We start from the raw sequence: 24,813 nt of genomic DNA on the forward strand, positions 1-24,813 counted from the left end.
CATAATGCAGCCAACAAAAAGCCTCGCAATAATGCGAGGCTTGTTTATTTAACCTGTTCCGCGCTGAGATAGCTTATTGGCCAAAGCCCACATCGGTAATATTAACCTTAGTAACCTCACCATACTCTTTGGCAATATCGGCAATCTGAGCCGCGTTACCAACAAGCACATACTGCAAATTGTCTTTTGGAAAGTAACGGTTAATGAGGCGCTGGGTTTCGGCTAATGTCAGCCCATCGACCTTGGCTTGAAACTCATTAATAAATGCATCATCAAAGTTATAGATATACATATCAGCCAGTAACTCGCCCAGTTGGCCACCGGTTTCAAACTTAGGAGGGTACTGACCTTTGACATAAGCTTTGGCTGAATCTAGGGTTTGTTGATCAATGCCTTGCTCCCATAAACGGCCATAGGTTTTTAAAGCTAAATCCATGGCTTCTTTGGTGGTGCTGGTTTTAGTAAAGGTGCTGATAGAGAACACCCCTGCAGCAGAATAGGCACTAAAGCCAGAACGCGCCCCATAAGTGAGCCCGGCGTTAACCCGTAACTCATCATTAAGCCATGAGGTAAAACGGCCCCCTAAAATGGTATTTACTACCGTTAGCCCCACATAATCAGGGTTATCGCGCTTAATCCCCAAATCGCCAATAACAAAAGTGGTTTCAATGGCATCGGGTTTATCAACTAATAACACCTTACTGGCAGTTAATGGCGCTAGCCCTTGTGTTAAATCAGGCTGCACCGCAGTGTCAGTGTTTTTCCAGCCGCCAAATGCCGTTGACAGCTTGGCTTTCATGGTTGCGATATCAAAGTCACCCACCACATTAATGGCGGTATTTTTTGGCTGAAAATAACTTTGATGAAAGGCCCGTAGCTGAGTGACATTAATATCAGCTAATGACTTACTGTTGCCTGATATCGGATTGGCGTAAGGATGCTCACCAAATATCAACTTATTGTAGTAACGACCGATTACCGCCCGTGGGCTTTCTTTCGCTTGTGACAAGCCAACAATTTCGCGCTGTCTGAGTTTTTCAAATTCACTATGGTCAAAGTCAGGGCTTATGAGCACTGGCTGGATAATATCGAGCATGGTATCAAGATCTTTACTCATAAAATCCGCTTCCAGCATCATGCTTTCACGCCCTGACGCTGTAGATAAGCTTGCACCGAGAAAGTCCACCATCTGCTCAATTTCAGCTTTGCTTTTACCGCCGGCGCCCAGTAAGAGACTTTTCATTGTCATATACGACACCCCAGATGTGGTGTCGTTTACCGCCCCTGCGCGCACAACGGCATTAAAGTTAATTATCGGCACTTCTTGTTGCACCATCAAATTAACCAGTAAGCCATTTTCAAGGGTAACAGATTGATACTGCGGCATACTGAAACTGCCAGTATCGAGGGGCTTGCTTGACTCAGTCGTGGCTTTGCAGCCCGCCAACCCCACACCACAAGCAAGCGCTATGGCTGATACCGTTAAGGCGCTGGCCTTTTTAAGCTTTATCAATGACATCATTAGTCAGCTCCCTCTGTGGCGGCTAACACACCCACGGTGCGATTGGCCTTACGTAAATAGGTTTGCGCAACACGCTGAATATCAGCAACGGTTACCTTATTGTAGGCTGCAGGCGCACTAAATAGTTTGTCATAACTGCCAAAATACAGCTCATAACGACCTAAAGTATTAGCGCGGCCATTGATGGTTTGCATGGTGCGATAAAAATCCATTAGCTTGATGTTTTTCACTTTTTCAAGCTCTTGCTCGCTAACGCCTTCAAGGGCAATACGGTTTATCTCGGCAATCATTGAGGCTTCTAATTGCAATGCATCAATCCCTGCATTGGCGACCCCAAGAAAGTAAAACAGATTAGGGTCAAATGACATCGGCAAATATGACATCACATCGGAGGCCAGTTGCTTATCCACCAAGCCTTGATAAAGCCGTGAGCTATTACCTTCACTGAAAATAGTGCTGAGTATATCTAGCGCATAATAATCGGCATGTTTCGTGGATGGCACATGATACGCCAGCAGCACATTAGGGGTAGTGACAGAGGCTTTTTCAACAAAGACTCGGCGCTCACCTTTTTGCAGCGGCTCTACAGTGCGAACGGCTAATGGCGCGGGCTGGGCGGCAATGACGCCAAAATATTGCTTAGCTAGACGCTTCACCTCCGCGGTTTTAACATCACCTGCGATCACCACCACAGCATTGTTGGGCGCATAGTAAGTCTTATGGTATTGCTGTAAATCCGCTAGCGACCAGGCGGCAATATCTGACTCATGGCCAATCACAGGCCAGCTATAAGGGTGAGCTCTAAACGCTGCTCCTTTTACTTCTTGTTGCAAGGTGCGCCAGTTGGAGTTTTCAAGCCCTGTGGTGCGCTCTGATTGCACCACACCACGCTCGCTTTCTACCATCTGCGAATTAATATCTAAGTTAGCGATGCGATCAGCTTCGAGATCAAAAATGGTTTCTAACGCATTGGCAGGAAACCAATTGGTGTATACCGTGGTGTCTTCAGTGGTATAAGCATTATTAGCGCCACCCGCGGCTTCCATGGTGCGGTCAAACATTTTAGGGCCATACTTTTTTGAGCCGTTAAACATCATGTGCTCGAAAAAGTGCGATATCCCGGTAATTCCCGGCACTTCATTACGGGAGCCAACGTTCCAAAATAAGTACATGTTGGCATTGGGTATGCTGCTATCTTCTAGCACCATAATTTTCATGCCATTATCCAGAGTAAAGCTATTGATATCCTCGACTGTGGTGGCCATCGCCGCGGTACTCACCCAGCAACTGAGTAATACCCATAACGCGCTGATGTTGCGTTTCATAATGGTTTCCTTGTAAGTCATTGCAATGAACAACAGGCCTGCTACAACCCGTTGTTAGTATTTTTATCGCTTAATTCACCGCGCCTAGCGCAGTTAATGCCAGCTGAGTCATGGTTTCAACGCCCACTTTTAAGGCTTTTTCATCAACAAAAAATGCTGGCGAATGATTACTGGCGACAGTGGCAGGATCTGTGCCTGCTGGCGTCACCCCTAAAAAGTAAAACAGCCCCGGCGTTTCAAGCGCATAGTAGGAGAAGTCCTCAGCGCCGGTGATAAGCCCTGGCTCAATGAGATTATCATCGCCCACAACCTCACGAATAACCGGACGCATTTTTGCGACTAATTCAGGGTTATTAACCGTAACTGGATAACCTGCATCAATCTCTGTGGTGGCTGTGGCGCCGAGGGTTTGAGCAGAAAGCGTCGCGATTTCAGCTAGTTTTACTTTAATGTCGGCGCGCATATCTTGATCAAAGGTTCGGATAGTACCAATCAACTCAACTTCATCAGGAATGATGTTCGAGCGTATACCGCCATTAATGGCGCCAAAACTCACCACTGCCGGTGCTTTAGTCACATCAACGCGGCGACTAATAATGGTTTGTACGCTATTAATTATTTGCGCAGAAGCCACAATCGGGTCAACCCCGCCCCAAGGACGAGAACCATGGGTTTGGCGACCCTTTACCGTAATCGTAAATGAATCTTCTGAAGCCATCGCAGGGCCTGCTCGCAAACCAATCATCCCTGTGGGCATACTTGAGGTTACGTGCATACCAAACACTTGATCAGGTTTGCGGCTAGCAAATAAGCCTTCTTTAAGCATTAACTCTGCGCCGCCTTCTTCACCCGCTGGCGCGCCTTCTTCTGCGGGCTGAAAGATAAACATCACATCGCCAGCGAGGCTGTCTTTAGACTTGACCAGATTCTCTGCCACGCCCATTAACATCGCCACATGAGTGTCATGACCACAGGCATGCATCACGCCGACTTTTTGGCCACGATAAGTATCAGTGGCTTTGGAGGCAAAAGGTAAATCAACCTCTTCTGTGACTGGCAACGCATCCATATCTGCGCGAATGCCGATTAGCGGCCCAGACTTTGCGCCTTTTAATATCGCCACTACACCAGTGTGCGCAATGCCGGTTTGTACTTCTAAGCCTAAAGACTCAAGGTGTTTGGCAATCACTTTACTGGTTCTAAACTCGCGGTTAGACAGTTCAGGGTGCTGATGTAAGTCACGGCGCCACTCCAACACCTTAGCTTCAACATCGCTTGCAAGTTGTGCTGCGTTAGGGGTTTGAGCCATTATCGAACCAGAAAAAGTGCCAGAGGCAACCGCAAGGCAAGCAGCAAGTATCGTTAAGCGCATAAATCATCCATGTTTTTATCATTTTGGTAGTATTTCAATCTACAGCGTATCCCTTGAATTGTTAAATATTTTGTTATCCAAAGCACATTTGAAATTGTGTCGATTTATGTAGAGTGGCTCAATAAACACTATGGTTGATGACATTGTGTTGATAATCTATGGCCACTATTAAATTGAAATCGAGAGTCCAAGCCCATGAAAATCACCTTTGAGCAATTAACCGCAGCCGGTGCTAGTAACTCATTGGAGATTGAACAGTGGTTAATTGAACATCGCCAATCCTGGGGAGTATTCAGCGCCCACAGTGATATTGGCGCCATGCTCGGTGACTTATTAGCAGATGTACCTGTGGGCGTTGGCTCTGACACATCAAATACATCAAGCATTGAGGTCACCGCAGGTTCGATACATAAAACCTCAGGCCGAGTTGCTCAGGTCTCACTCGCTGAGCAACAAAGGTTATTAGCACTTGAACTCGCCAATGATGACAGTGACTTTTTAGATTATGCCGATAAAGGCACTACGGTCGCGGGATTAATTTTTGCCCATTGCCATAAGCAAACATTAACCGACAAACTGCTTGAGGAGCTTGATTTAGTTCAGCTGCAACAGCGCGGGTTTCGTGAACTTTCAACGGGCGAAACCCGTCGCGTGATGCTAGCCATTGCCCTTGCTAGCGAGCCGGATTTTTTAGTGTTAGATAATCCCTATTCAGGGCTCGACATTAGCCATCGTAAAAGCTTAACGGCTTATCTAAGTCAGCTTGATATTCAAATGATGGTGATATTTTCTCGCGAGGAAGATATGCCCACATGGATAGATCAGATTGCTATATTCAGCCACAGCAAACTTGATAGCATCATGGATAAAGCCAGCTGGGAGCAACACCCTGTTATAAGCCAAATTACCGCCCAATCTAAAGTCCAAAGCGAGCAGATGCTGGCTATCATGCAGCGCCACCGCCATCAAAGCCCATTTGATAACCCCATCTTTGAACTTAAAAATGGCAAGGTGGCTTACAGTGATAAAACCATTTTTACTGAGGTTAATTGGCGCATTGATAAAGGCCAACACTGGCAGGTAAAAGGGCCCAATGGCTGTGGTAAAAGTACCTTGTTAGGGCTTATTTTTGGCGACCACCCACAATGCTACAGCAATGATATTCATATCTTTGGTAAGCAACGTGGCACTGGAGAAAGTATTTGGGAAATAAAGCAGCATATCGGCATGGTGTCATCGGCATTACACTTGCAGTATCGCGTCGGTTGCAGCGCTAAAGATGTGATTTTATCCGGCTTTTATGACTCTATCGGCCTGTACCAAAAAGCCACCCAAGCCCAGCAAGATATCGCCCAAGATTGGCTCAGCATTTTGCATATGTCCCACTATGCCAAAGTCTCGTTTAAGCAACTGGATTACAGCCAACAGCGACTATTGTTAATTGCCAGAGCATTAGTGAAACAGCCGACATTATTGATTTTAGATGAACCCTATCAAGGGTTAGATTATCTGGGTATTCGCTTAGTCAAAAATACCCTAGAACTGATCGCCAGAGAAAACCTCAGTCAGCTGCTATATGTGTCCCATTACCATGAGGACAGTTTAGACAGTATTAATAACTATCTGGAATTTGTTGCCGATGCAAAAACCGGTGGCTATAAAGCGCTAATCAGCTAGTTAATAGTGCTGCATTGCCAAAGCGCTTACTTTTCTTCGATTTTACGCTCTTTAGCTGCAGCTTCTTTAGCCTCACGCAAATATTTATCCGCCCGAGATTCTCGCTGTTGAAACTGCGCTTGAGATTTCTCTAACTGCTGTTGTTGCCACTCACCAGGCTCTTGGCGTTCAATAATTTCTTGCTCACGACTGCTGGTGTCGCTGGCTGCTTGGCGGGCTTTTTCAAGCTGACTTTGCTCCGTCTTTTTCGAGTCGATTCGACCTTGCTCAGCTTGTTGCGACAAGGTCAGTCGCGGCTTATCAGATGCCTGAGCAGCCACGGCAATAACGCCTAGCAAACTTGAAAGCAGTAATAGCTTGCTCATTAGCCTTAATAGACTGTTTGAATATAAGTTTAGCGACATACAATTAACCTTCCTGGTTGTTTTTAGACTCAATATAACGGGCTCGCACCTCAGCAGGCATGGCATTGAGCTTATGTTGCACCATGGCATCAAAGGCGCTAAATAGCGGGCTGATATCAAGTTCGCTATCGATTGCTTGCAATGTATAAGCGGTGGCTTCCAGTGTTGATAAACTGTCGCTACGTTTTGCCTTGCGAATAAGATATTGTGAAACCCCTTCAAATTCAATATGCAATGCCGGAAGCTCCAATAACCACGGATTAAGCTGCAACATTTTGAATGCTTTGCGCCAGGTGCCATCAATTAATAAAATGCAGCAATCTGCTGGTACTGACGAGTCCGCTGCATTTTGACTATTTTCACAGGGATACACTAGATAAACAGGTTTATTGGCCGCAGCCAGCTGTTGTCGTAATAGCGCAAAATCATCAGCGCTTTCACCCACCACCACTTGAGTTTGCGGCAGGGTTAAACTCAGCAATTTAACAGTATTTTTTGCATGCTCAACTTCAGAGGGGTGCTGCAGCACAATCACCTCAGTTTTAGCCGTCATCTTAGTCACGCTATCACAGATACAAGCCGACTGCGGGTAGCTACATTTTTGACAATACACTCTACTCATTAAACACCAAACACCTTGCTAAATATGTTGCAAAAACAAACGATAAAGGTATGTTTACCTCGCAGGTAAATTTTAAGATACTAATTTACCTGCGAATTTATTAGATAAACAAGCTCAATTAAACTCAAGGAAGAATTATGACTCGTAGCAAGTTATCACTGGCAGTGATGCTTTATCTCGCTAGCAGCGCTGCTTTTGCCGCTGACAACACATTTCATCACGAAGCTGAAATTGGCTTTCTCGACACCAGTGAAAGCTCTGACGGTTTAGCTAGCGCTAAATATAGTTATTATTTTCAAGGGGTCAAGCAAAATGACGTCCCCTATGCTCTCGCCACATTCTTAAGCCAATCTTCTGTGGTTTCAGCCCGCTATGCAATGACAGAACGCCAAGATCTGTATGAGCTTTCTGGCGAATATGTATTTGACTCAAAATTCTTTATTGGTGGCGCTTATTCTCGACTATCCACTGACAGGGCCTTTGTACCGACCACGGATCTAGATGTCTACGAACTCAAAGCAGGTTATTATTTTAATCCACATGCTAAATTGACCTTGTCATACCTGACCCACTCACATTCTGAATCTACTTCAAACAATATTTACAGCTTTGACAAAAGTGAGGATTATGATGAACTTGCAGTTGAATATCAGCATTATTTACCGTTCGAAACCACATCAGGCCTGATGTTAACCGCTACAGCCAGCTACTCTAAAGCTGATACTGAATACAACAATACATACGATACTATTTTTCATGATGGAACTAATGACCCAGTCGATGCCACCACAGAAGCAACAGGTAATGGGACTGAAAAACAAACTAGCCTAGGGGTTAGTGCAGATTGGTATATAACCAATTCTTGGTCCGTTGGCGGCGGTTATCAGTATCTACATTATGACGATAAAAGTTCATACAATCATTTGATTAAAACCGCTGATGACACCCTTAATTACAATGATAGTTATAGTGATTCCGACAGCGCCAATATCTATACACTCAACACCAGCTACTTTTGGCATTTTTCTAAATATGTATCGGCTAGAGCCGCTATTGAGCAACGCTTTATCGATAGCGATTCAGATACTAGCGTTGGCATCGCCATTAACGGTAGATTCTAAAATCAATTTTTAGCACTTATAAGAAATTTTTGCTACTCACAAAAAATGCCTAACGATAATGATCGTTAGGCATTTTTATTTAGCAGCTTAGCCGAGTCAAACTAGACTTATGGGTGCACTTGCTCAACATGTAAATGATTCAAGCGTTTTGATGACATAATAATGAGTAGCACCAGTGACAAGCCGCCCATTAATATCGCTACCGCATAAGGTGCGGTGATATCGGTCATTTGAATTAACGCCGCCAATACTGATGCGCCGCTCATTTGAATACAACCTAACATAGCTGCTGCCGTACCGGCGCGCTCACCAAAGGCTGATAATGCCATTGAAGTTGCTGGGCCGAGTAATATCGCAAAACCAATACATAGCAGCATCATAGGTAGCATAAAGCTAAAGCCTGCAGCTAAACCGGTTTCAGGTCCTACAAGTTGCATCACCACCTCAAGGACTGCCGCGATGAGCATCAAGGTTAATGCCACCACCACACCTGGGCGATTACCAATGCGCTTAACTAACACTGGCGCAGCAAAACAAGCCGCAATATTGACTGCCGCATTGAGGCCAAATAAGCCACTAAATGCCAACTCACTGACCCCTAGATGGCCAATTAACCACATAGGCGAATATGATACGTAGGTGATGATAGATGCCATTGCTGCCATACAGGTTGCAGCATAAAACATGAAGTGCGGGTCGCTTAATACTGGCTTGTAACGTCCCCAGCGATAAAGCTTACCACTAGTGTCTGTGCTTGCTGGGCGAGTTTCAGGGAATTTAAAAATAACGATAGCCAATACGATGATGGCGTACAGCGCCATAAAGATAAAGGTTGAACGCCAGCCAAACTGCAGGGCTAATAAGCCGCCCAATGTTGGTGCCAGTGCCGGAATAACGCAAATAGCGCCATTTAAATAACTGTACATTTTGACGCTTTCTTGACTGGTATAACAGTCTCGAACCGCACTGAATACCACAATCGAAGTAGAACAAGCTGCCAAGCCTTGCAGAACACGTGCAAGTTGCAATACTTCAAACTCCACCGCCATCGCGCCAATTAGGCTGCTCACGCCATATAACACAATACCGAATAAGGCGATTGGCTTACGGCCAAAGCGATCGGCTAATGGGCCAATTAGGATTTGTCCCAGCCCCATGGCAAACAAAAACAACACTAATGTTGACTGAATTTGGCTACCACTTACCCCATACTCTAGCGCCATGGTTGGCATGGATGGTAAATATATATCGATGGCTAATGGGCTCAGTAGCACCATAAACATCAGTATTGGTAGCAGGTTACGTCTCATTGAATTGGTCTCTTACATTTCATGGTAATGATTAATTGGGCGGCATTTTAGACTACTCATGGTATGAATAGAAATGGTATTATTTCCTAAGTAAATTTCCCTTGAGGAATATCACATGAATATTGATAATCTCGCTAAAATAGACTTAAACCTGCTGGTCATTCTACAAGTCTTACTTGAAGAACAATCGGTCACTCGCGCCGCAAACCGCCTGCATTTAAGTCAGTCAGCGTTAAGCAAAAGCCTTAACCGACTACGGGCAACCTTAGACGACCCGCTATTTCAGCGTACAGCTCATGGGTTAAAGCCCACTGCCCATGCGGTAAATCTTGCCCAACAATTACCTCAACTTCTGCAAAGTTTGCATCAAATAGTGCAGCCACCAAGCTTTATTGCTGCCAGTAGCCACCAGCATTTTTCATTTGCCATGGTCGAAAGCGCCTACGAAACCTTGCTACCGTATTTTATCGGCACCATTTTAAGAGAAGCACCCAATGTAAAGTTAGACTCTTATGTGTGGACTGAAAAGTCGATGCAAGACTTACAGTTGGGGCAAATCGATTTTGGCATTGCAGGTCGTGATACTCATCCTCAAGCTGATTTGAAAATAGAGCAACTGCCTGATGGGATTAAATATCAGACCTTATTTAAAGATAGGCAAGTGTGCTTAATCCGCCAAGATCATCCGCTAATGGCACAAATTAAAGCCGGTCACTGGAATAGAGAGCTGTACCTGCAAATGGCTCATGTGCAGGTGCGCTGTGAAGGCAATGATTGGTGGGCGCTGGATTACCATCTTGCAGAGAAAAACTTACATCGGCGTATTAGCTCTACTGTGCCAGATTTTTATGGCGCTGCCAGTATTTGCGCCCACAGTGACTTAATTTTTACTTTGCCATCGAGCTTTGCAAGGCATGCTGCACTACTTTATCCACTGGTTGAAATTCCGCTACCATTTGAGTTTATGCCCATGGCCTATGTACTACTGTGGCATGAACGCAACAGCCAAGCGCCGGGTCACCTTTGGTTAAGAAATATCATTTGTGGCAGTGTAGAAGAAGCGATAAAACAAACGGCTGTCACGCAGGTTTAATCGCCCAATACTGCAATATAAGCCAGCCCATTTTTCATAACACAATCACTGACGATAAAATTTGGCTCAAATTACTGCCCAGATTGCCGCAAAAATGCACAAACATTAACCATGATTAACGTGACCTAGGCGCTGGGATCATCGATAGTCATGCTTCAAGTATTAAATTCATCGTCATCCAGTGCTATTTTGATGACGATGTTCAAAGGTTATTTTAGGAGTAACAATGAACTTTAACCAAATGTTTAATCAAACAAATTTAAAACAGCGCCTAGGGAATTTTCACCCACTATTATCATTGCTATTAGTGATCGGGATTTCGTTGACCTCGTTAGTGTTATTACCGTTTTTACTGATGTTTGCTCTAGTCAGCTTCATCGGATTGAACTTATTAGGGCGTAAATACCTAGCCCCTAGAATGCAGCCTATTTTCAGCCAGCAGTCTCAAGCAAATGAGTTTTATCGTAGCAATCCCAACATGCAGCGAGAATCATCTATCTACAAATCAGAGATGTTCCGAAAAGCCAAACCCAGCAACACGGGTCGCACTTTCGAGCACAATCCTGATTAACAAGCTGCTTACCGTTTAGCTATACCAATGAAAACACCGCCAGCTGGCGGTGTTTTGGTATCTGGGATGTATGAAACGATTAAGCCAAAATATGCTGCGCATATTGCAATGACTTTAACTCTTGTTCACTGGGCTTAAGCCCAATCACATTATCAATTTGAATTTGCAGCGACAACCAAATGGGGTCAATAATTTCAGCTTGTTGTTCATTCGCATGCTGTTTTGCCAGCTTTAACAAGGATGCCGATTCCACCACATCAATGCGGCCTAACATGCCATCGGCCAAAGCGACACTCAGTTCAATCATAGCAGGGACACTGCGGCCATAATTGATCACATCACGTAAGTAGCGCTCGGCTAAACAGCCATCGCTACCCAAACCAGCATCGTCATTTAACATGTGCTGCGCGCGGGCAAACATGGCATCAAGCTGACCTTGCTCAGCCGCTTCTGCCAACCAATGCTCACTGGTATTAGCATCAGCCTCACAGCCTTCACCATTATGGAGCATTAAGGCTAAATGGTATTGCGCATGGGGATAACCTGTCTGGGCGGCTTTACTAATCCACTCAAATGCATCGGTTAACTGTTGCTGCTGATAATACAGTACCCCCAAATTCGACATCGCTTCTGCATTTTCTGCCACGGCGGCCTGTTCAAGCCAATTCGCGGCTAATGCCATATCCTGCGGAAACTGCTTAGAGCCCACTAAATAGAAATAACCCAATAAGGCTTTAGCTTCAATCACACCTGCTTGTGCTGCTTGCTCAATGGCTTGCTCGCCTTTTAGCGCGTCTTTATGACCACTGTAGCCATGCAGTAGCGCCACACCGTGTTCAAATAAACCTTGATGATGCGCCGTTGCCGCAAGCTCAAACCAGTAAGCCGCCTGTTTAAAGGTGCTGATTGACTCGGCCTGTTCAAGTTCAGGTTGCTGCAGTGATTGCTCCTGCTCTTGCTGCATTAATGCTTTTGACTTGAGCGACATCCCCACCAGATATTGCGCTTGGGGATCATTATGCATGACAGCTTGATAACACAACTCTCGCCCAGCAAAAGAATCAAAAGCTTCAAATTTATATGCTGGCGCAGCTTTTTGGTGGACTTTCGGATATAGCAGCTCAATTAACCCTAAGCTATTTTTAATGGTTTTTTCAGCGAGCGTAACCAATTGCTCTTGGGTTAGATGGTATTTCTCAGGATGAGCGCCACGATTACCGTCACTACGAAGTTTATGTAGCGCGCGCGTCGTAGGCACATCAATCAAGCGCATGCGATTTAACTGCTCGATGCGATCATATAAATTGGGGCTAGTGAATTTTAGCGACTGCTTAGCCGCGATTAACGCAGTAACTTGATGGGTAAAACTTCTGACAAACACCAAAGCCTGGGTGGGAATATCTCGCACATAGCTCTTGGCTTTAGTGTAATCTTCAACAATGTCAGGAGAGAAGCTGCCTATCAGCTCAATATCATTTAACACTTCGGGCAACTCCTCAAGGCTATCAACTCACTTAATTAGATTTCGGTATGATCGCTGTTGGTATCATCTTCGCTAACATCAGTGCTGCGATTAACCATATACAATCTGAATAAAGCCACGTTTACAAACAGGCCTAAGAATGCGAATACAGTGTCGATGATCACCTGTAGTGGAAAACCGCCAAATTCAGCGAGAGATAATACCGTACCGCCCACTAATGACAATGGAATATACATCATCAAAATAGCCATTGTTTTCAGCACAATAGGAGATGAAAACTTAAAGCTGTTCTTAATGGCTTCTAGTGGCGTTAGGCGCTCTACAATCACCATAAAGTTTACGTAAGCTAAACGGGCAAATAAATAGAAGCTTATCGCCAAACCTACAACCCAAAACGGCCCAAACACAGCAAACAGCATTACCGGCGCTAAAATAGCTAAACCAGAAAACACCCCAGCTAATAATAGCGGCGGCACGAAAGTGAAGCTGTTTTTCAATATCATCCCAGGGGTCACTTCATGACCACGAGATCGCACCTCTAGGTACAAGGTTAGCGCCGAAATCAACAGTGAAAAAATCAGCAATAACGCCATCATCGCAGCGCCATGCATTGCACCAAATTGTGGTACTTCTACTTCTGCCTGGGCTGCCAGTTCACTGCCTAACCATAATTGGATCACGACTTGGAGTAGCAGCAACGGTACTGTTAATGATGCTAATTGTACAATGTGGTTACGAAAGAAATTATATGCTTCAGTCAAAATTGCAGACAATGACATGAGGGTTCCAATAATCAAAAAAAGATAAATATACTGCTAAGGATACCGAAAAAAGCAGTTTTTTGCACAATTGATATCGTCATTAGACTGAAGTTCCCTAAATCAATTGTCACAATTTTGTTAATAGCGTTACAATGTTAACCAAAGTATCCAATTATTATTACCTACAGGACGGCCACAATGAAAATGACTCCCGCAGTAAGCCTTTTATTAACCGCATTTGCAGTCACCACACCCGCTCAAGCTGGATGGTTAGATAACATTTTTGGTAGTGATGAAGAAAAAGTTGAAACCGTCGCCGCTACTGAAGCGGTTGCTGATGCACAATCAACTGATTTAGTTGGTAATGTCATGTCACAGCTGGGGTTAAACCAGCAGCAAGCTGAAGGTGGTTTAGGGGCATTGCTAAGCTTAGCGCAATCTAACTTGGGCGATTCAGACTTTAGCCAAATTTCAGATAGCATTCCCGGTACTGATGCGCTATTGGCAGCAGTGCCAGCACTATCTTCAGATTCAGGTATGACAGGGTTATTGTCTCAAGCTGGTGATATTGGTAAGTCACTTGAAGGCGCGAGCATGGTATATGACACCTTTGAAGCACTTGGAATTAAAAAAGAATACGTGGCGCCTATGGTCGATATTGCCAAGTCTTATCTAGAAAGCAACGGCTCTGAAGGCACAGTTGATATGTTGATGAAAGGCCTTGGTTCAATCATGTAACATTTGCGGTATCGTTAATGGATTAATTTTAATTAATGCCGAGCCATTCGCTCGGCATTATTGTCTCTGTTAAGCTAAAGTCATCACATAGGCTGACACAGCTTCATACATCGTTTTGTTTATTGGAGGCAATATGATTGCTAAATTAAAACAGTTCTTACAATCCCATACCCAAGCGACCACCCCAGAAGATCAAGCGCGTCAGCTTAATCTCGCTGCTGCCAGTTTATTACTTGAAGTCATGTACGCAGATGAAACCCTTGATGAGCAAGAGGTGGCCATGTTGCCAGCTATGCTCACTAAGAATCTCGGTTTGACTCTGCAAGCCGCTGATGAGCTCATCGCTGAAGCCAAATTGATTCAAGGCAATGCCACCTCATTGTACGAGTTTACCGCTGAAATAAACGCCCAATGCTCCATCGCCCAAAAACAGAAACTGTTACTGGGGATGTGGAAGCTTGCCTACTCCGACGGCAAACTGTGCCGCAATGAAGATCAAATAATTCGCCGCACCGCAGATTTGCTGCATTTAAAGCACAGTGAAGTTATTCAAATGCGTAATATCGCCATGGAGCAACGTTAAGGGCTCTTTGAGGGCCTAACTCGCGTCGAGGTAGCCTCACAAAATTAAGCTCTTATAGCTAATCACTTATTAGCGCCTTACGAGTTAAATGATTTTTCTGCCAATAGATGAAGGGCGCAACGGTCAGCACTAAGATGCACGAATACCACATATTCTCAGCGAGTGCGTAGCCCACTCCAATACAAAATACACAGCCCGCCACCACCAAAGGTAAGTAAGCTTTACTGAGTAACTTTGCCGCTGACAACATGGTTAATAAATAGATAATCACAAACACCCCATTACTCCAGGCAATCAGATCTTCAAGTTTCTGCTCAGTGATAAATGTCAGTACAATAACCATCACCATAGTCACTAAAATGGTCACCAATGCCCGCAAAGGTACGCCGTATGAGTTCAATTTTTCAAAATACTTGGGCAATATTCCTTGCTGGCTAAAACTCCAAAGTAGCCGCGCTGCACTGGCACAATATACATTTACCGTTGCCAAGCCACTTGCTATGCCTAATACACCGATAACTTGCGCCCCAATGGCAGGCACACCCAAACCGCTCAATAGCTGATTAAAAGCATGCACCATTGCAAGGCCCTCAGCTTCAGCTGGCACAATTAATAACAACAAGGTGCACACCAGATAAATAATCCCCACCAACACAGTGCCTAACATCATTGCTGGTAACATATCTTTTTTCGGGTCGCGAAAGTCATTGGCTAAATGGGTCATGGCTTCTATGCCTAAAAAGCTCCAAAAACCGATGCCCATGGCTAACATCACGCTCGCCGCTTCTGGTTTAGCGACTGCAGAGAGCGAGGTTAATTGCCCAAGGTTGGCGCCGCTGCTGCCAAATAGCACAGTCACTACAGCCACAATGGCCAGTGTTAGCCCAAACTGTAATTTGGCAGACACTTGAATGCCGCGATAATTAAGCAGCAATAACACAGCAACAATGGCGATTTCGGCGGCCAATTGCCCCCAACCTGTTATAGCAACCAGCGCATCCATAAATTGAAAGGTCATTAAAATGGCTGCGGGGGCGCCAATGGGGATCACTAATAAAAAAATCAGCCCTATGGTGCGCCCTGCTGTGATACCAAAGGCTTTTTCAATAAAATAAGCTGGCCCTGCGGCATGGGGGAAGCGACTTGCCAGCAAGCCAAATACCACTGCCACCGGCAATATGGCGACTGTGAGTATAATCCACGCCAGTAAAGCGCCACTCCCAGCCACCTCTATGGTCATCTGTGGCAATATAAATACCCCAGTGCCCAGCAAAGTGGTGGCCATCAGCCCTGCGCCTTGCCAGCGCCCTATGCTTGCTGTAATTTGATTCATTGTCTTTATCTATAGTGATATTTAGTAAGAGTATAAGCTGATAGCGCTTGTCAAACTGCAGCATATCACCTGCAAGATCACCGAACAAACCGACAAAATGACGGCATTTAGCTCAATAACCAACATAATGAGGGTTAGCCTTGGACAAGTTCGATCAATTAATCATTAACGCATTACGCCTTAATGCCCGCCAAAGCATTTCAAATATTGCTGAGCAAGTGAGTTTATCTCGCAGCGCAGTCACTGAACGCATCAAAAAGCTAGAACAAACCGGCGTGATCCGTGGTTATCAAGTGCTATTGAGCGAGTCACAAAAAGAAGGCGTTTCAGCGTATTTCGAAATCCAGCATGAACGCGCTAATTGCGCTGATGTAGTCCATGTTTTTCACGCGATTCCTGAAGTGATCACGTGCCAAGGCATTACCGGCGAAATGGATTTATTAGTGTATGTGAATGCCCCATCAATGAAGCGCTTACATCAAATTCGGGAATACATTGATGCCCAAGCCGATATCGTTAAAATCAAAACCCACGTGGTGATGAGTGAATGGATTAATAACCAGCCCAGTAATTAGGCTATTAGGTTAAATCAAAGTCGCTAGCTTGAATTGTAGCAATTTATCTGTTCCCCTTTACTGGCGCTATTTTTAGCTTATCAAGCTAGCTTTTTATAATTTTCCAACCGAAATCTTAGATATAGCAGCTTGATAGCGTTACACTTCTTAGTAACTGGTTTTCTATTAGGTTTATCAACATGCAATCACAGCCGACATCTGACATCAATTTACTTTGGGGCGCACTCATTTTAGAAGAGTTAGCCAGACTGGGTGTTAAACATGTTTGTATGGCGCCAGGCTCTCGCTCAACCCCATTAACCTTAGCCGCAGCGGCGCAGTCAAGCTTGCAATCTCACCTTCATTTTGACGAACGTGGGCTGGGTTTCATGGCGCTGGGCTTAGCTAAAGCCAGTCACAGCCCGGTGGCCATCATCACCACTTCTGGCACTGCGGTGGCGAATCTGTATCCCGCCATTATTGAAGCTTGGCTTACTCAGGTGCCGCTGATTATTTTAACTGGCGACAGGCCGCCTGAACTCATTGGCTGCGGCGCTAACCAAGCCATTAATCAGCCCGCCATTTTTGCTGATTACGCTAAGCAAGTGAATTTACCGACGCCGGATCTTGCCATCAGCCCTAATACCTTGCTCACCACCATTGATGAAGCAGTGGCAAATTTAACCCAGCCAGTACATGTCAATTGCATGTACCGAGAGCCTCTGTATCCCACAGAGCTTCAAAGCCTAGGGCAATTAGCCCAATCAATGAGTGATTATGTAACGCCAATTACGCCATGGTTAAACCACTCTCACCCTTACACGGATTACGGCCAGTTAGCTCAAACCAATCTGCCTAGCCAAGACACTATGATGCGTTTTGCACACGGCAAAGGGATCATTGTGGCGGGAACCTTATCCCCCCAAGAAAACCCAAAGCAAATTATTGAATTATCTCAAAAACTGGGTTGGCCAATAGTCGCCGACGCGCAATCACAACTGAGGCAGCACCCCAGTGTTATTGGCCATATCGATCAACTGCTGCTAAATCCTAAAGCCAGTAAATTTATTGAACAAGCTGACCGCATTTTGGTGTTTGGTGGCCGCTTTATCTCTAAGCGTTTAATCAGCTTTATTGCTAATCATCAATGGCATAGCTATTGGCAGGTATTAGCAAACCAGCAACGACTGGATCCAAACCATCAATCAAAACGAATTTGGCAAGCCAGTATCACTGCCATGTGCAATATCAATTGGCCTCGTTCCTCTGCAGCTAATTGGGCGTTAAGCTTAGTTGAGCACAATCAAAACATTGAAGCATTACTGACGCAGCATATTGATCAAAGTAGTTTTGGTGAGCCGCAAGTGGTTCGGCATATCGCTCAGCAGCAAAGCGCATCACATCAATGGTTTATTGGTAATAGCTTGCCAATACGCTTATACGATATGTATGCACCAATCATTTGCGAGCTACCCGATATTTATACTAACCGCGGCGCATCGGGTATTGATGGCTTAATCGCTACCGCAACTGGGGTGGCATTAGCCAATAATCAGCCTACCACCTTGCTTATTGGGGATATTTCCAGTTTGCACGACTTAAACTCACTGGCGATGACCAAACACGTTAACAGCCCGTTTGTGATTGTGATTTTAAACAATGACGGCGGTAATATCTTTAACCTGCTGCCGGTACCCAATGATGCCGTTCGAGAGCAATATTACCGCTTAAGCCATGGCTTAGAATTTGGCTACGCAGCAGCCATGTTTGGTCTGGCCTATAATCAAGTGGATAGTTTAACGAGTTTTAATGAAGCCTACGCCGATGCGATGGGATATGCAGGCACCTCAGTCATTGAAGTGAATGTCAGCCCAACTCAGGCCAGCGATCAGATTAAACTCATCGGACAATGGGTGAGGCAGCACTAATGCCAATAATTAATCGTTTTGGCGACACCAATTTACCAGCACTGGTATTATTGCATGGTTTTTTGGGGTCAAAAGAAGACTGGCAAGCAAGCTTACAGATTTTAAGTCAGCACTTTCACTGTATCTGTATCGACTTACCAGGCCATGGTGACAATCAGCTAGAATTGCCAACCCCAGGCTTTGAAACGGCGGCGCAGTCTATTGTCGATAAAGTCATCCAGCTCGGTTATAGCCAATTTCATTTGTTAGGTTATTCATTAGGTGGCCGTATTGCACTGCACATTGCCAAGCTTTACCCCAAAGCAGTATTAAGTTTATTGCTGGAGTCAGCGCACTTAGGCTTAACCAGCAGCCGCGACAAACAAGCACGCCTCAAGCACGATCAAAAGTGGGCCGATAAGCTCGCCGTCGAACCTATTAGAGACTTTCTCGAGCAATGGTATCAACAGCCAGTATTTGCTAATTTAACCACGGACGCTAGAAAAAACCTGATTGCGATTCGCAGTAAAAACAATCCCCAAGCGCTGCTGCACTGTTTTAAAAGTACCTCGCTAGGGTTACAACAAAATGGCGAAAAAGTGCTGAAGCAATTACACTGCCCCGCCTACCTGTTAGTGGGAGAACAAGACAGTAAGTTCAGTCAACTTGCCCAGCAGTGGCAGCAAAAACTGCAACTTAACACAGTCACCATTGCTCATTGCGGTCACAATATCCATAAAGCGCAACCTAAGATGTTTGCCGCTAGGATCATCCAACTTTTAACCCCTTAAGGACATCATTCATGGCAACCGCTAACAGTAATAATAACCAGGTTTTAATGAATGCCCCACGTATTAGTCAGCTTGAGTTATATCGTTATCAAATTAACTTGGCGCCCCATTTACCCGTAGCTAAACAACGTATTGATATCCGCCACGGCTTAGTCATTGCAGCAAGTCTAACTAGCGGCCAACAAAGCTTTGTTGAAATAGCGCCACTGTCTGGCACTGACATTGAAGGCGTGGCGCTCAGCGGTTTTAGTCATGAATCACTTGACGCAGTTATCGAACAACTCACCACCCTATTACCACGCTTAATAGGCAGTAGCCTTACTCAAATTAATGAGATATTGGCATCTGCTGAGCTTTATCCATCCGCTGCATTTGGCTTAAGTTTATTAGCCCTTAAGCTTGATGGCGGGTTTGATCATCCCCAATATGATTATGCTCAATCAATGCAAAGTAAAATTGGCCTTTTCTATTATCAACCAGACTCAGATCTCAATAAGTTACGAGCAAAACTGGCCCAATTAGATAAACGCAGCTACTCAGTTAAAGTGAAAGTCGCCCAAGCCAGTATCGAGCAGGAAATAAAATATATTCATCAAATACTTGAGCTTAATCCAAAGCTTAAACTCCGTTTAGATGCCAACCAAGGCTTTACACCTGAGCAAGCCATTGAGTTTCTAGCGTGTTTGCCTAAAGCGGCCATTGAATATATTGAAGAGCCATGTAAAACCCCAGCAGAAAACCAACAGGTTTACCAAGCCCTTAAAATTCCTTTTGCTTTAGATGAAAGCTTAAACGACAGCAAGTATCAATTTGACATGCTTGAAGGTCTAACCGCGCTGGTAATTAAACCCACCATCATAGGCAGCATTAATCAATTAACAGGGTTAATTACCACGGCCAATAGCCATGGCGTGCGCTGCATTTTAAGCTCAAGTTTAGAGGCAAACCTTGGGATTAATGACTTGGCTAAATTAAGCTATATGCTGACTCCAGATGAAACCCCAGGACTCGATACCCTATCAAGCTTTAGTGAACCGCTTATTGATAAGCAAGGCCAACTGAATAAAGCGGTTTGTGTGCTACTGCAGCGCGAAACGATTTCTGAAGCGACGATCAATCAAGACGCTGATCTCAATCAAGCATCGACCCTTATTGCCGATAGCGAGCATTAATATGAATAACATGATATCGCCGCTGCACCAAACTGCTATTGAACATCCAAATGCAGTGGCAATCATCTTACCGAATAGCGCCGCTGAGCTCACAGCGGGTTTCAATAAAACCGCCAGTGCATCAACTGCGAGTAACGATACCCAAACCGCCATTAGCTATGCTCAGTTAAGTCAGCTGGTATTAGCATTGGCGCAGCAACTTAGCGGCCAAGGGGTTACAAAAAATCATCGACTGGCCTGCATTAGTCGTAATAATCTGGAAATGATTTGCCTGTATTGGGCCTGTATTGATTTAGGGGCATTATTTTTTCCGATATCACCCCGTTTTCCTGCTGCGCAAATAAGCCAACTATGCCTGCGTTTTAACATCAATTACTATTGGTCTGAGGCTGATTTAACACCGCAATTAGCATCAGTATTAGCCACACAGGCACAGCCGCAACCTATCACAACTGAGGTGACATTTAAGCTTAACCTAAATACCAGTAAGCCACTCAGGCCCTTCGCTATCGACGCTAGCCAGCCAGTGAATGTTATTCTGACCTCTGGATCAAGTGGCACCCCAAAAGGAGTGGTTCATAGCCTTAGTAATCATATTGCTAGCGCCAAAGGCTCAGCTGAAAATATCAACCTAGATAAAGGGGATAGCTGGTTATTATCATTACCGCTATTTCATATTGGCGGCCTCGCCATTGTTAATCGCTGCGCCATCGCCGCTGCCACCATAGTACTCAGTACCGAGCAGCCTCTTGTTAAGCAATTAGCCCAAACGCCATTAAGCCACTTATCGTTAGTATCTGCCCAGCTAAGCCAGATTTTAGACACTGATGCGACAGTACTTAAACATGTAAAAGCCTTATTGCTCGGTGGCGGCGCGATCGATCTGCTACTGGTTAAACAGCTAGCTCAGTTACACATCAGCGCTTTTTGCAGTTACGGCATGTCAGAGATGAGTTCACAAATCACTACCGCGGCCATTAATAGCGCTAATCATTTAGGTACAGCGCTGCCACAGCGGCAATTAAAGCTAGTTGATGGGGTAATTTGGGTCAAAGGCCCATGTTTATTTTTAGGCTATTTACAAGCAAGCCCTGATCACACCCTAAGCGCTTCACAGCAGCGAGCAGAGCCCATACTTGAGCGTCCTGTTGATGAGAACGGTTGGTTTTGCACTAATGACCAAGGCCAATTTGATGACCAAGGTCAGTTACATTTACTGGGCCGCGTAGACAATATGTTTATCTGTGGTGGTGAAAATATTCACCCAGAAGAAATTGAAGCCGCCTTAAGGGCTCACCCTGATATCGCTCAGGCCATTGTGTTTGGCCAATATGATGCTAAATTTAGCTTGCTACCAGCAGCAATTATTCAATTTAAAGCTCCCCAAGCCCAGCTAACAACCGAGGTTATTGGCAGCATTGAAGCACTGCTATTAAAGTTTATCGCTCGCTTTAAGCGCCCGCGTCACTATTACCCTTGGCCCGATAATATTGAGTCCGCCAGTTTAAAAATACCTCGCAAACAGATCATTGCTGCGGTTAAGAGCCAATATAACCTCGACTCACTTTAGGCTGTTTTATCACGGCTTTCAGCTAATAACAGCTTTAGTTGAAAGCTAATTTTTAGCCACAAAAAAACCTGCCGTAGCAGGTTTTAGTTTTTAGCGAGATTGAAGTGAATCAACCCGAGGCTAAGTTAGATTTCCATACAAGATTTAAGCTTGGTCATGGCATTCTTTTCAAGCTGTCTAATGCGCTCTGCAGACACTTGGTAAGTAGCGGCTAATTCTTGTAGTGTTGTCTTGTCATCATCTAACCAACGCGCTCTTAAAATATGTTGGCTACGTTCATCAAGGGTTTTAATTGCCGAGAATAAACGCGCTTGAGAGTCTGACTCCCAATTTTGATTTTCAACTTCAAGTGCAACATCGGAAGAATGATCTTCTAAATAATGAACTGGGGCAAAATCCACACCGCTGTCATCATCATTGTCGCTGGCTAAATCAAATGCAGGATCTTGAGCCGCCATACGCGACTCCATCTCAGTGACGTCTTTTTTAGACACCCCAAGGTTTTCGGCAACCATGCCGACTTCTTCATCACTAAACCAGCCTAAACGCTTTTTGGTTTTACGAATGTTGAAGAATAATTTACGTTGCGCTTTGGTGGTGGCAACTTTCACAATACGCCAGTTTTTAAGCACGTATTCATGAATTTCAGCTTTAATCCAATGCACAGCAAAAGACACCAAGCGCACACCAACACCAGGATCAAAACGTTTTACCGCTTTCATCAAACCAATGTTGCCTTCTTGAATAAGGTCCGCCTGTGGCAAACCATATCCTGAATAACCTTTAGCCACATGCACTACAAAGCGCAGGTGCGACATAATCAGTTTTTTTGCCGCTTGTAGATCGCCAGTTTCTTGCAAACGCTTGGCTAACTCATGCTCTTCTTCGGCCCCAAGCATTTCGATGCCTGTGACTGACTGCATATAAGCTTCTAAGCTGCTACTACCTCTAGGGACAGTAAGTGACATAGATTGCGATTGAAAGGCCATTGGCGCTCCTACATTAACAACATTAAAACGGTCTATTGCTCATTATACAGCTAGCTGGCGGCAATAGCTTGTGAACTATCTATGATATGGCGACATATGTCAACATGGCGACCAGATTAGTTGGTGCACATTTTTTGTGCTAATTGATACTCGACTGAAAACACATCGATTACAAGTTAATAAAAATTCATCAAAGCCGCGATCAACTTAGCTATTACGCGATCAATTTAGCTATTAAATGATACCAACCAAGCCCTAAGAAGGTTCAATGGCACGTAAATGCTGCCTTACCGATAAGTATGAACCTAGCCAGCCTAAAAACGAGGCAAGTAGCACTAACTTAATTAGCTCAGAGAAACTCAAGGCTTGAATTTGCAACTGGCTACCATAAAGACCTAACAACTCAGCTAAAGCAGAATCAAGATACCAGACTAATAAATTGATAATAACCCAAGCTAACACGCCGCCAATCACCCCATACCAAATACCGGTATAAAGAAACGGCCGTTGAATAAAAGACTCTGTGGCGCCGACCAGTTTCATGACTTCAATTTCAGTACGGCGATTCATAATGGCTAAGCGAATAGTATTGCCAATCACTAACACCACTGCTAATACCAATAACGCAGCAATGGCGAGTACCGTGCGCTCAATTAACCTGACCATGGCTTGCAGGCGCTCAAGCCATTCAATATCTAAACGGCCAAAGCTCACTTCAGGCTCACGCTCAAGCTTTACTAATAGTTGTCTTGCCCCTTCAGGGCTCGAGTGACGCGCCAAAGGTGTTACCACCACCACGGCTGGCAACGGGTTACTATCAAGGTAAGATAATGCTTCGCCAAAGCCTGATAAGCGCTGAAACTCTTCTAGCGCTTGCTCGCGGTTTATATAGTCAACCGCATCAACTTCAGCGTATACATTAATACGGCGGATTAAATTTTGAATAGATTGCTCACTGCGGCCTTCGTTAATAAATAACGATATTTCAGCAGCATTATTCCATGACTGGGTGATGTTCTCGGCATTTTTAACCAGTACTTGCAAAGCTGCAGGTAAGCTTAAGCTCACCCCAAGTACCGCCATGGTCATCACAGAGGACACCGGGTTGCGCCACAGCTCGCCCACACTCGCCATTGCTTGCTGAATGTGGCGCACAAAAAACATCACTACTCGACCCGTAAAAGGCAGCTTACTGGCGGTAATTTTAACTTTTCTGGTCATTATACTTGCCCTTCTGTGGTCGCAGAATAGAGCTCGTCATTGCCAAGCATTTTGCCCTGACGCAGGGTTAAGGTGCGGTATTTCATCCGGGCAATCAAGCCTAAGTCATGGGTGGCAATCAGCACGCTAGTGCCAGAATCATGGAAGGTTTCGAATAATCTTAAGATATCCATCGATAACTTAGGATCTAAGTTACCTGTGGGTTCATCGGCCAGTAATAAAGGCGGTTTGTTGACAATGGCGCGGGCAATACCAACACGTTGTTGCTCACCGCCAGATAGCATGATGGGTAAATGACGCTCTTTGCCATACAGCCCCACCATGTCGAGTGCGCCAGCAACTCTTTTGCGGATCTCGCCGTGGGAGAAGCCTTCAATCACTAATGGCAGCGCAATATTATCAAATACGCTTTTATCCATTAATAAGTGGTGGTTTTGAAAAATCATGCCGATATTGCGACGTAAATACGGCACATGCTTTTTCCCTAACTTGGCAATATCATGACCATTAATCGATACTTTACCGGCACTGGCTCGCTCAATCACAGTGATCAATTTGAGCAAGGTACTTTTACCTGCGCCAGAATGTCCGGTTAAAAAGGCCATTTCCCCTTGTTGGAGGTGAAAATTAACTTCTGAGAGTGCTTTTTGGCCACCCGGATAAATCTTACTGACTTGCTCAAACTGGATCATAA

The 24,813-nt window shown here is 44.8% G+C and carries 23 protein-coding genes; 11 read left to right on the forward strand and 12 right to left on the reverse strand.

Going from position 1 to position 24,813, the window contains the following annotated elements:
- Positions 1-73: 73 nt before the first annotated feature.
- From BCU57_RS19530 to BCU57_RS19540, 3 genes are all read right to left on the reverse strand, one after another.
- A complete protein-coding gene (locus BCU57_RS19530) occupies positions 74-1,522 on the reverse strand; it encodes a M16 family metallopeptidase (protein WP_102440165.1) in 1,449 nt (482 codons plus the stop codon).
- Positions 1,522-2,847, reverse strand: coding sequence for a M16 family metallopeptidase (locus tag BCU57_RS19535; RefSeq protein ID WP_102440164.1), 1,326 nt, complete (start codon positions 2,845-2,847; stop codon positions 1,522-1,524). The genes BCU57_RS19530 and BCU57_RS19535 overlap by 1 nt, the downstream gene beginning before the upstream one ends.
- A 70-nt stretch (positions 2,848-2,917) precedes the next feature.
- Positions 2,918-4,219, reverse strand: coding sequence for an amidohydrolase (locus tag BCU57_RS19540; RefSeq protein ID WP_102440163.1), 1,302 nt, complete (start codon positions 4,217-4,219; stop codon positions 2,918-2,920).
- 195 nt (positions 4,220-4,414) lie between these two features.
- Here BCU57_RS19540 and BCU57_RS19545 point away from each other — a divergent pair, with 195 nt between their 5' ends.
- Positions 4,415-5,896, forward strand: coding sequence for an ATP-binding cassette domain-containing protein (locus BCU57_RS19545; protein ID WP_102440162.1), 1,482 nt, complete (start codon positions 4,415-4,417; stop codon positions 5,894-5,896).
- 26 nt (positions 5,897-5,922) lie between these two features.
- On the opposite strand, the gene BCU57_RS19550 is transcribed toward BCU57_RS19545, so the two are convergent.
- Both BCU57_RS19550 and BCU57_RS19555 read right to left on the reverse strand, forming a co-directional pair.
- Positions 5,923-6,300: a hypothetical protein gene (locus BCU57_RS19550; RefSeq protein WP_241901066.1), complete on the reverse strand. Its 378-nt coding sequence runs from the start codon at positions 6,298-6,300 to the stop codon at positions 5,923-5,925.
- A 4-nt stretch (positions 6,301-6,304) separates the two neighbouring features.
- Positions 6,305-6,922: a tRNA-uridine aminocarboxypropyltransferase gene (locus BCU57_RS19555; protein WP_102440161.1), complete on the reverse strand. Its 618-nt coding sequence runs from the start codon at positions 6,920-6,922 to the stop codon at positions 6,305-6,307.
- Between the two features lie 137 nt (positions 6,923-7,059).
- On the opposite strand from BCU57_RS19555, the gene BCU57_RS19560 reads away from it, so the two are divergent.
- The gene (locus BCU57_RS19560) at positions 7,060-8,043 is read left to right on the forward strand and encodes a putative porin (protein WP_102440160.1); all 984 of its coding nucleotides are present in this window, start codon (positions 7,060-7,062) and stop codon (positions 8,041-8,043) included.
- Between the two features lie 107 nt (positions 8,044-8,150).
- On the opposite strand, the gene BCU57_RS19565 is transcribed toward BCU57_RS19560, so the two are convergent.
- The gene (locus BCU57_RS19565; RefSeq protein WP_102440159.1) at positions 8,151-9,353 is read right to left on the reverse strand and encodes a multidrug effflux MFS transporter; all 1,203 of its coding nucleotides are present in this window, start codon (positions 9,351-9,353) and stop codon (positions 8,151-8,153) included.
- Between the two features lie 115 nt (positions 9,354-9,468).
- Between BCU57_RS19565 and BCU57_RS19570 the strand changes: the two genes are divergently transcribed.
- On the forward strand, positions 9,469-10,446 hold the full coding sequence (locus BCU57_RS19570) for a LysR family transcriptional regulator (protein ID WP_102440158.1): 978 nt from the start codon (positions 9,469-9,471) through the stop codon (positions 10,444-10,446).
- A 226-nt stretch (positions 10,447-10,672) separates the two neighbouring features.
- Positions 10,673-11,017, forward strand: a complete 345-nt coding sequence (locus BCU57_RS19575; RefSeq protein ID WP_102440157.1) for a hypothetical protein — start codon at positions 10,673-10,675, stop codon at positions 11,015-11,017.
- Positions 11,018-11,096: 79 nt separating this feature from the next.
- Here the strand turns inward: BCU57_RS19575 and BCU57_RS19580 are convergent, their stop codons facing one another.
- Positions 11,097-12,500: a tetratricopeptide repeat protein gene (locus BCU57_RS19580; protein WP_102440156.1), complete on the reverse strand. Its 1,404-nt coding sequence runs from the start codon at positions 12,498-12,500 to the stop codon at positions 11,097-11,099.
- Positions 12,501-12,535: 35 nt separating this feature from the next.
- Entirely contained in the window at positions 12,536-13,279 is a 744-nt protein-coding gene (locus BCU57_RS19585; protein ID WP_102440155.1) for a hypothetical protein, read from the reverse strand.
- A gap of 180 nt (positions 13,280-13,459) precedes the next feature.
- Between BCU57_RS19585 and BCU57_RS19590 the strand changes: the two genes are divergently transcribed.
- Positions 13,460-13,999, forward strand: a complete 540-nt coding sequence (locus BCU57_RS19590; RefSeq protein ID WP_102440154.1) for a DUF2780 domain-containing protein — start codon at positions 13,460-13,462, stop codon at positions 13,997-13,999.
- Between the two features lie 133 nt (positions 14,000-14,132).
- Entirely contained in the window at positions 14,133-14,582 is a 450-nt protein-coding gene (locus BCU57_RS19595) for a TerB family tellurite resistance protein (RefSeq protein ID WP_102440153.1), read from the forward strand.
- 58 nt (positions 14,583-14,640) lie between these two features.
- Here BCU57_RS19595 and yjeH read toward each other — a convergent pair whose 3' ends face one another.
- Positions 14,641-15,915, reverse strand: coding sequence for an L-methionine/branched-chain amino acid transporter (gene yjeH / locus BCU57_RS19600; RefSeq protein WP_102440152.1), 1,275 nt, complete (start codon positions 15,913-15,915; stop codon positions 14,641-14,643).
- 140 nt (positions 15,916-16,055) lie between these two features.
- On the opposite strand from yjeH, the gene BCU57_RS19605 reads away from it, so the two are divergent.
- The 5 genes from BCU57_RS19605 to menE all read left to right on the forward strand — a co-directional run bounded on the left by BCU57_RS19605 (position 16,056) and on the right by menE (position 21,909).
- Positions 16,056-16,490, forward strand: a complete 435-nt coding sequence (locus BCU57_RS19605; protein ID WP_102440151.1) for an Lrp/AsnC family transcriptional regulator — start codon at positions 16,056-16,058, stop codon at positions 16,488-16,490.
- A gap of 179 nt (positions 16,491-16,669) precedes the next feature.
- Complete coding sequence (gene menD / locus BCU57_RS19610; RefSeq protein WP_102440150.1) at positions 16,670-18,397, forward strand: 2-succinyl-5-enolpyruvyl-6-hydroxy-3-cyclohexene-1-carboxylic-acid synthase; 1,728 nt, start codon at positions 16,670-16,672, stop codon at positions 18,395-18,397.
- Complete coding sequence (gene menH / locus BCU57_RS19615; protein WP_102440149.1) at positions 18,397-19,167, forward strand: 2-succinyl-6-hydroxy-2,4-cyclohexadiene-1-carboxylate synthase; 771 nt, start codon at positions 18,397-18,399, stop codon at positions 19,165-19,167. The genes menD and menH overlap by 1 nt, the downstream gene beginning before the upstream one ends.
- A gap of 11 nt (positions 19,168-19,178) precedes the next feature.
- On the forward strand, positions 19,179-20,339 hold the full coding sequence (gene menC, locus BCU57_RS19620) for an o-succinylbenzoate synthase (RefSeq protein WP_241903580.1): 1,161 nt from the start codon (positions 19,179-19,181) through the stop codon (positions 20,337-20,339).
- A gap of 1 nt (position 20,340) precedes the next feature.
- The gene (menE, locus tag BCU57_RS19625; protein WP_102440148.1) at positions 20,341-21,909 is read left to right on the forward strand and encodes an o-succinylbenzoate--CoA ligase; all 1,569 of its coding nucleotides are present in this window, start codon (positions 20,341-20,343) and stop codon (positions 21,907-21,909) included.
- A 125-nt stretch (positions 21,910-22,034) separates the two neighbouring features.
- Here the strand turns inward: menE and rpoH are convergent, their stop codons facing one another.
- From rpoH to ftsE, 3 genes are all read right to left on the reverse strand, one after another.
- Positions 22,035-22,898, reverse strand: coding sequence for an RNA polymerase sigma factor RpoH (gene rpoH, locus BCU57_RS19630; protein ID WP_102440147.1), 864 nt, complete (start codon positions 22,896-22,898; stop codon positions 22,035-22,037).
- A 255-nt stretch (positions 22,899-23,153) separates the two neighbouring features.
- Positions 23,154-24,119 (reverse strand): permease-like cell division protein FtsX, encoded by a 966-nt coding sequence (gene ftsX, locus BCU57_RS19635; RefSeq protein WP_102440146.1) that lies wholly within the window; start codon positions 24,117-24,119, stop codon positions 23,154-23,156.
- Complete coding sequence (ftsE, locus tag BCU57_RS19640) at positions 24,119-24,811, reverse strand: cell division ATP-binding protein FtsE (protein WP_076538182.1); 693 nt, start codon at positions 24,809-24,811, stop codon at positions 24,119-24,121. Before ftsE ends, ftsX begins: the two co-directional genes overlap by 1 nt.
- Positions 24,812-24,813: the final 2 nt, after the last annotated feature.

Origin of the sequence: Shewanella sp. 10N.286.48.B5, assembly GCF_002874355.2 — a bacterium.
In the GTDB taxonomy this organism is placed as follows: Bacteria; Pseudomonadota; Gammaproteobacteria; order Enterobacterales; family Shewanellaceae; genus Shewanella.